This window comes from Albidovulum sp. (genome assembly GCF_049646345.1).
Classification (GTDB): domain Bacteria; phylum Pseudomonadota; class Alphaproteobacteria; order Rhodobacterales; family Rhodobacteraceae; genus Albidovulum.
Genome location: NZ_JBARVQ010000607.1, coordinates 1 through 5,492, shown reverse-complemented (window position 1 = coordinate 5,492; position 5,492 = coordinate 1). Strand labels below are relative to the sequence as shown.

The window sequence follows — 5,492 nt, the reverse complement described above, 5'->3', positions numbered from 1 at the left end:
TTCGTATTGCGCCTTCAGATCCGGATCATACTGGGTCGCGACGACTGCAAGCCACGTCGATTGAAAACGCTGCAAGGCCTCACGCCCTACGAATACATCTGCAAAATCTGGACTTCAGAACCAGATCGTTTCATCATCAACCCAATCCACAAGATGCCGGGACTAAACAGCTAGGTTACAACGATACCCAGGCCGATACAGCCAATGCCACACTGTGAGAGCTTTCCAGCCATTGCCTCGCATAGTTGATCTCTGCAGCGTAGCTTAAAGGGTGGACTGAAAAGGGGATTAAAAAAATCCTACGATCCCAAAATATTGGTATTTTCAATGAACTAGATAGGAAAGTGGTGCGGTTGAGAAGACTCGAACTTCCACGGGGGTTAGCCCACAGCGACCTCAACGCTGCGCGTCTACCAATTCCGCCACAACCGCACCGGGCCCAGGAAAGCCCCGGGCGAGGTGGGCGCTTCTTAGCCAAACACCCGGGCGATGTGAAGGGGGATTTTCGGGTTCGGACAAAAAAGACGTGCCAGCCGCGCAGAGCCTGCTCCGCCTCGCATGTAAGGTGGGTTTAAACCCACCTTACTGAGCCGGTACATTGTATCGCCCTTTGCCGACAGGATCAGTGCGAAGCCCTGATTGTTGTAAGGTGGGTTTAAACCCACCTTACGCCCGCAACAGATACGCCTTGTTCAATCCTGAAACAGCAGGAACGGCAGCTTTGCAACCAGCGGCAACGCGTTGACCTAATCGGCGCTGACCGTCGTCGTCGGGACCGTTGTCACCACTGGCGCTTCGGTCATTTCCGTCTCAGACCCGGCCTCCGGCAGGGCGAAGCTCGGCAGAGCTGCCGGAATGGTTTCCTCCGGCAAGGCTGCCTGATCCTCGCGCCCGGCAACCGCGTAGGCGGCCTTGCGGACAAGTTGCATTCGGTCGGGCTGGCCTGGCGCGAAAGCAGCAGTGCCGCTTCTGTCGGCAGCTTCGATGGCAATATCGTACCAGTCGAAGGCCAGATCGGTCCGCTGGGCGGCACCGAAACCCTGGCTCAGATGGTGACCAAGCACCTCGCCGTAAGCGCCTTCACCCAAGGCGGCGAGGATCAGCCCGGAGGCCACTGCGATATCCATCTTGTCCTCGGCATAACCGACCGAGAGGCAGATCTTTGCGGTTGCAGCCAGCTGTGCCGGGGCCATGCCGGAATTCAGCGCGAAGGCCCGGACGTCGCCGATCACCTCGTCTGCCGGTGCGAGCGACAGCGCCGCAACCTCGGCCTTCATTGTCGGACCGAAGCCCGCGCATTGCGCCGAGATATCGGCCTTGGTGACACCGGGCACCTTGGCGGCCATTTCCTCACCCTGCGCGATGGCAAAGCTGCGCACGAGGCAGAACTGTTCGCCCAAAGCCGACATCGGGTCGAGCATGGTCGCGGCGGTCGTATAGCCCCCATTCGTCGTGGTCATCAGCCCGATCCGGTTGCAATGCGAGGCAAGCGAGGCCTCGACTGTTCCGGCACCAAGAAAGCTTGGCAGGCCGGGCTCTTCGGGTTCGGGTGCCACTTCGGGAACCAGCGCCTCAATGACGGCCGGGGCCTCAGGCTCGGGCGCGGGGGCGGCCGGTGCGACAGCCATCTGGCCTTGCGGCGTATACTGGCCCTGTGGAACGATGCCAGCGGCCTCATCCCGCCATTGCATGATCAGCCCGCGCATTCCCATCGGATTGGCGGCGGCCTGCTGCATGGTCACCGGTCCACCGGCAACCGCGCGGTGATAAGAGGTGATCAAGAGGTTGCGCTCATAATCCGTCAGATAGCCGGTCGCCGGATAGCCGAGTGTCGACTGGTACTGAGAGATTGCCCCGCGCGACTGGCGACCAAGCACACCGTCCGGCGCACCGACCGGATAGCCGAAATAGTTCAGCGCGACCTGAGTGTCGCGATTGACGGCGCGCTGCGCCGAACTGAGCCCGGAACTGGTTTACCTCCGCACCACCGTGCGCTTCTTCTTCTGGTTCGCGCCGTTGACGATCGCCCCGCCAATCAGCCCGCCAATGATACCGCCGGCAATCGCATCCCCGGCATCGGCCATGACCGGTGCCGCAGGTGTAATGCCAAGTGAAATCGCCGTCATGGTGACAGCCAAACGTTTTGGGAACATGCCCCCCTCCTTCTTCAATTCAAATTGCTTCGCCCGCCCCCAGACCCTGATCGGGCGGCAGCGGAAACGGGCGAAACATCGCACCAATATGGGTTCGAGTGTGCGCCTCCGGGACCTTCTGACAACCCGTTGCTGCCTTCGCCCCCTGGTAGTTTCGCAATGAGGTCGAGCATTCGGGCTACAATTTGCCCCCAGGCAGCGCGATTGCCCCCACGACCGTCAGGGTCATCTGCTTTTCCAATATGCAGCCCGATGTGTCTGGGCCGTAGCAGGTCGGACCGCCGTGTTGTTCCCGACCCTGTGCGGCGGCACATGGGTCTGACCCTGGACCGCGCCGTTCATTTGTACCAAGGGGGCCTCCTGACTGCCGTCGGCCGCAATGATCGCAGATGTCAGAAGCAAGCCAGTCGTAAGGGCAAAGGCACCTACAGCCACATGAAAAACAGACATGGTTGCCTCCAATGGTCGATTGCGTTTCGGGAGTGAGATGCGTCAGAACCCGAACCTCGACCGCTCAAATTCCGGCATTCGGTGGTTCAAGCAAAACCCGAAACGCTTTATGTCAAATAGGCCAGGACAGGCCCGGTCAGCAGCAATCCGGGAATCATGCCGCAGGCGGCGGCTTCCGAACAGTCCGGAATTCCCGCCCGGGCAAGGGAAAGGAAGGCACGATCAGATGGTCGAATGGATCACCAGCAGTGGCCTCGTGTCCTATGACCACGCGCTTTCCCAGATGGAGGCGCGGGTGGCCGCAATGGCTGAAGGTCGCGCGGGCGAAGCGATCTGGCTGCTGGAGCACCCGCCCCTTTACACCGCCGGCACCTCGGCCCGGTCCGAGGACCTGACCGATCCCGACCGGTTTCCGGTCTTCACCGCCGGGCGTGGCGGGCAATACACCTATCACGGGCCTGGTCAGCGTGTGGCCTATGTGATGCTCGACCTAAACCAGCGCGGCCGCGACGTGCGCGCCTTCGTCAAGCGGCTGGAGGCCTGGATCATCGCCGCACTGGCCGAATTCAACGTGACAGGCGAAGTGCGCGAGGGCCGCGTCGGTGTCTGGGTCACGCGCCCTGACAAGCCCCCCCTGCCCGACGGCGCGCCCCGCGAGGACAAGATCGCCGCCATCGGCGTAAAGCTGCGGAAATGGGTCAGCTTTCACGGCATCTCGATCAATGTCGAACCGGATCTCTCGCATTTCGACGGCATCGTCCCCTGCGGCATCCGCGACCACGGGGTGACAAGCCTTGTCGATCTTGGTCTGCCGGTGACGATGGTGGATCTGGACATGGCTCTGAAGGCGACATTTTCCAAAGCGTTCGGATAGCAGATGAACCAAGCCGGTCCTGAATGATTCTGCACCTTGGCCCATTTCTGATCTCGTTCGCGCCACTTCTGGTGGCGGCCTTGCTGCGGTTGCGGGTCCGGTATCTTATCCTGTCGACAGCATCCGGTTTTCTTGCGGCAGCGCTGTTCCACTACTGGGCGGCATTCGCCGGATCGCAGGCCCTCGCAGGTAAGGGAGTGGATCGTGCGTTTCACGACACCTATTACGTCGTCGCGCAAAGCCAGTATGACTTCGCGTTATGCCTGATCCTGTCCGCACTCGGGGCGGGGCAATGGTTGAAGGAACGCGTCTTCGGACAGGCGGATGAAACATGGACACGGCGGGCGTTCTGGGGGCTGGCAGCAGGTCTGTTGGGCACACAGTTGCCACAACTCTATCTATCGACCATCGGTATGCCGCGCAGATACGTGGATTATCCGGAGGTATTCGGCTTCTGGAACTCGGTCGCGGCCACCTCGTCGTTCGTCGCCTTCAGCGCGCTAACCGTGCTTGTGATACTCATGACAGTCCTGCCGCTCTGGCGTTGGCTGCGCCGCGGGCCGTAGAAGTATTCCCATGCCCTATGAATGGATCAGGACCGAAGTGACGGATGGCCGACCGGCCGAGCTGCATCTCTGGCCCTATCGTTCGCTGCCGCGCAAGGGGTTCGTGATCTTCATCGGCGCGACCTCGGCCCTGATCGCGCTGCCGCTTTTCGCGGCCCTCGGCACGCTGGTTTTCTGGGGCCTCCTGCCCTTTCTCGCCGCCGCCATCTGGGGGATCTGGCACGCACTGTCACGCAGTTACCGGCAGGGTGAGCTGATCGAGGTTCTGACCATCACACCGGACCGGGTGGATCTGCACCGCCGGGCGCCAAACGGCAAGGAGCAGGGCTGGCAGGCCAATCCCTATTGGGTCCGGGTCACGCTTTACCCTACCGGGGGGCCGGTGCCGGACTACCTGACACTGAAGGGCGAGGGACGTGAGGTGGAGATCGGTTCGTTCCTTTCCGAGGGGGAACGCAAGCGGCTTGCCGGTGAACTGCGCGCTGCCTTCGCGGGGCTGAAGGCACCCGCCCCTACGGCTTGACGCCCGACACCGCCCAGACGCGGTGCGGCACCTCCAGCGGGTCACCGGGGAAATGCACCCCAAGCAGATCGGCAAGTTCGCCATCGAACCGCGCCACCATATCCGCCGACAGGCTCGCCTTCACCCCGGCGCTGGCCCTGATGCGGCCGCGCCAGGCGGCGTGCGTATAGGGCTGCGCATGATCGAAGGAAAAGCTTTCGATCCCCCCGAACCCTGCGCCCGCCAGATCGGCGAACCAGTCGGGGTAAAGCCCGGTGCCACCACCCATCGTCCAGCCTTGATTGTAACGCAGGATCAGCGCCTCGGTCGCGGCAACGACATTGCCTTGCAGGGGCAGCCAGTCGAAATGCGCGATTACCATGCGCCCGCCGGGTTTCAGCATCCGGAAGGCCTCTGCCGCCGCGCGGGGCCGGTCGAACCAGTGCCAGCACTGGCCAGCGGTGATCAGGTCAAGCGATGCGTCCGCCCCGCCCGGTGCCTCGGCCTTACCGGTGCGATACTCAACGGCCACCCCGGCCTCGGCATCCAGCGCCCGCGCCTCGGTCAGAAGCGCTTCGGACGGGTCGAGCCCCTCGACAGCGAGGCCCAGACGGGCAAGCCCGCGCGCCACCGTCCCGGTGCCGGTGCCGAGATCAAGCGCCCGCGCACCCGAAACCGCCCATTTGTGGTCGGAAAGGACGTGGAAGAACCGGTCAGGAAAGCCCGCCCGATGCGTGCGATATTCACCTGCAGCCCGGCCGAAATCCACCGACCCGCCGAAATCCCTCGTGGCAGAGATATCCGGTCCTGACATAGACCCTCTCATTTCGTGCAAGCGATCTGTTGTGCCACAACGGTCAGGTCCTGACAACAATCCCAACAGGAACTATGCGCCCTCTCCGGTCATTGACCCAGTCGCAACGTGAGCCGGGCGAGCGACTGTCCGT

General features: G+C 62.4%; 7 protein-coding genes and 1 tRNA gene. 4 read left to right on the top strand and 4 right to left on the bottom strand.

Annotated elements, in window-relative coordinates:
- A partial coding sequence (locus WBB85_RS15855; RefSeq protein ID WP_432639569.1) for a hypothetical protein occupies nucleotides 1-218 on the top strand: 218 nt, incomplete at its 5' end.
- 127 nt (nucleotides 219-345) lie between these two features.
- On the opposite strand, the gene WBB85_RS15850 is transcribed toward WBB85_RS15855, so the two are convergent.
- From WBB85_RS15850 to WBB85_RS15840, 3 genes are all read right to left on the bottom strand, one after another.
- Nucleotides 346-432 (bottom strand) — tRNA-Leu (locus WBB85_RS15850).
- A gap of 314 nt (nucleotides 433-746) precedes the next feature.
- On the bottom strand, nucleotides 747-1,916 hold the full coding sequence (locus WBB85_RS15845) for a peptidoglycan-binding domain-containing protein (RefSeq protein WP_432639568.1): 1,170 nt from the start codon (nucleotides 1,914-1,916) through the stop codon (nucleotides 747-749).
- Between the two features lie 57 nt (nucleotides 1,917-1,973).
- Nucleotides 1,974-2,153 carry a hypothetical protein gene (locus tag WBB85_RS15840; protein WP_432639567.1) on the bottom strand — a complete coding sequence of 60 codons (180 nt, stop codon included), beginning with the start codon at nucleotides 2,151-2,153 and terminating at the stop codon, nucleotides 1,974-1,976.
- A 676-nt stretch (nucleotides 2,154-2,829) separates the two neighbouring features.
- On the opposite strand from WBB85_RS15840, the gene lipB reads away from it, so the two are divergent.
- From lipB to WBB85_RS15825, 3 genes are read left to right on the top strand one after another with little or no spacing between them, the layout of a single operon-like run.
- Nucleotides 2,830-3,477, top strand: coding sequence for a lipoyl(octanoyl) transferase LipB (gene lipB, locus WBB85_RS15835; RefSeq protein WP_432639566.1), 648 nt, complete (start codon nucleotides 2,830-2,832; stop codon nucleotides 3,475-3,477).
- A gap of 23 nt (nucleotides 3,478-3,500) precedes the next feature.
- Complete coding sequence (locus WBB85_RS15830; protein ID WP_432639565.1) at nucleotides 3,501-4,043, top strand: cbb3-type cytochrome c oxidase subunit I; 543 nt, start codon at nucleotides 3,501-3,503, stop codon at nucleotides 4,041-4,043.
- Nucleotides 4,044-4,053: 10 nt separating this feature from the next.
- On the top strand, nucleotides 4,054-4,566 hold the full coding sequence (locus WBB85_RS15825) for a DUF2244 domain-containing protein (protein ID WP_432639564.1): 513 nt from the start codon (nucleotides 4,054-4,056) through the stop codon (nucleotides 4,564-4,566).
- On the opposite strand, the gene WBB85_RS15820 is transcribed toward WBB85_RS15825, so the two are convergent.
- Entirely contained in the window at nucleotides 4,556-5,359 is an 804-nt protein-coding gene (locus WBB85_RS15820) for a class I SAM-dependent methyltransferase (RefSeq protein WP_432639563.1), read from the bottom strand. The two genes, WBB85_RS15825 and WBB85_RS15820, sit on opposite strands and share 11 nt — an antisense overlap.
- Nucleotides 5,360-5,492: the final 133 nt, after the last annotated feature.

Excerpts from the sequence above, each read along its gene's own strand:
- WBB85_RS15840 (WP_432639567.1), bottom strand. The coding sequence starts at position 2,153 with ATGTTCCCAAAACGTTTGGCTGTCACCATGACGGCGATTTCACTTGGC.
- lipB (WP_432639566.1), top strand. The coding sequence starts at position 2,830 with ATGGTCGAATGGATCACCAGCAGTGGCCTCGTGTCCTATGACCACGCG.
- WBB85_RS15830 (WP_432639565.1), top strand. The coding sequence starts at position 3,501 with ATGATTCTGCACCTTGGCCCATTTCTGATCTCGTTCGCGCCACTTCTG.
- WBB85_RS15825 (WP_432639564.1), top strand. The coding sequence starts at position 4,054 with ATGCCCTATGAATGGATCAGGACCGAAGTGACGGATGGCCGACCGGCC.
- WBB85_RS15820 (WP_432639563.1), bottom strand. The coding sequence starts at position 5,359 with ATGTCAGGACCGGATATCTCTGCCACGAGGGATTTCGGCGGGTCGGTG.